Here is a 1,444-nt window from a genome sequence, read left to right as displayed (position 1 = left end):
TCCCAATCAACTGTTGTATCTACTCCTGGAAACTCCGCAAGGTTTTCACTTATCCGCGCATATTCTTGATCTGTCACATCTTTTTTAATAATTTGTGGTGTCAGTTGATAACCTGAACTCATTTTACTTTTAATAGCTAACACCTTTAAATCTTGTGCTGTTAATTCTGCCAATTCTACTTCTATAACGCGACTTCGTCTTAAGTCTTGAATTTTTTTGTCTAGTTCTTTTCCCTCTATTCCCTTTTCTTTAAACTTTCCTATGTCTTTTTTAGTAATCTTTGATTCCGCACGTTTCGTATTCAATTGCATCCAGAAATCTTTTTTATCGATATCGGTTAACTTATTTATATCTTGTTCAGGCATTTCAAGTACTTTCGCCAATTCTTTTGCTGTTTTTAAAATATCTTCACTCGTAATCCCCTTCACCCTTGTATACGTAATTGCGCGAAGAGATTTATTATTAACGACCGTTTTCCCTTCTCGATCTAGAATTTGTCCACGTGGAACTGGTATACTAGTTGTTTCATTTTGACTGTTTTCCACTTGGTTCTTATAAGCCTCTCCCTCAACGATTTGTACTTTTCCTAGCTGCATAATAATAGCTGAGAATAGTACAAATATGCAAAGGAACATTATATTCAATCGAATAGATATATATGTCTTCTGCTTCTTTCCTTTTTGTTTTTTCATAAATCCTCCATATAATTCTTCCGGAACTCCTCACTAATACTTAGTAAAGAAATATACTAAATACGTTCCCTATATATTAGAAACCACCATTCAGTTATAAATAGTGTCTTATCTTTTTTTCTAAATCCTTGTAAGCACCAATTCCTTTTGGTTTAGCCGCGTAATTGATAAATCTCCCTTCCTGTTTTTCTCTCTATTTTTTTGTCGCTTGCATTAAAAATGCTGAACTGTATAATGATTCATATTAAACTTACACATAGACTTGCTAGTAACTTTTCATACTAATTATTCCTTTCTTCATGCTGTAATACTTAATAGACAACCTAAGTAATAAAGTTGTTCCACATTTACAAAAAAAATAATTAACTATAAGATGAAATAGGCTACATAAGGGAGGGTTATATGTTACATACGAAAAGATGGAGATTTTTTGCGGTTCTTTCTATTGTAGGTTTGATTTTACTAATTTTATTAAAAATCAACTTCATTTCAATTACTATCGCAACTTCTTCAGCTGAAAGAGGAAAAATTTTTGATCAAAATGGTGTAATACTAGCTACAAATAAGAAAGTTAAATCTCTATATTGCACTTCTAAYGATGAAAAGCTATCGAATCAAGATACATCAAACACATTAGCTTTTTTCAATCAATTTTCAAGCGAGTTTCAACATGACATTTCTGCGGAGGACATAAAATCGCAATTACAACAATCTTGTAAAAAGCAGACTATGAATGATATACCGTTATACTC

2 pseudogenes are annotated in these 1,444 nt (G+C 31.8%); one reads left to right on the top strand and one right to left on the bottom strand.

Features of this window, described 5'->3' with window-relative positions:
- A pseudogene (locus tag AC1DTM_RS26360) lies at positions 1-692 on the bottom strand (penicillin-binding protein); the annotation flags it as partial.
- Between the two features lie 402 nt (positions 693-1,094).
- Here AC1DTM_RS26360 and AC1DTM_RS26355 point away from each other — a divergent pair.
- Positions 1,095-1,444: pseudogene (locus AC1DTM_RS26355) on the top strand (penicillin-binding protein 2); the annotation flags it as partial.

Source organism: Bacillus sp. P4_D3 (genome assembly GCF_056401855.1).
Note: the sequence above shows the minus strand (reverse complement) of the source record. Positions and strands in the feature narration are given on the sequence as shown.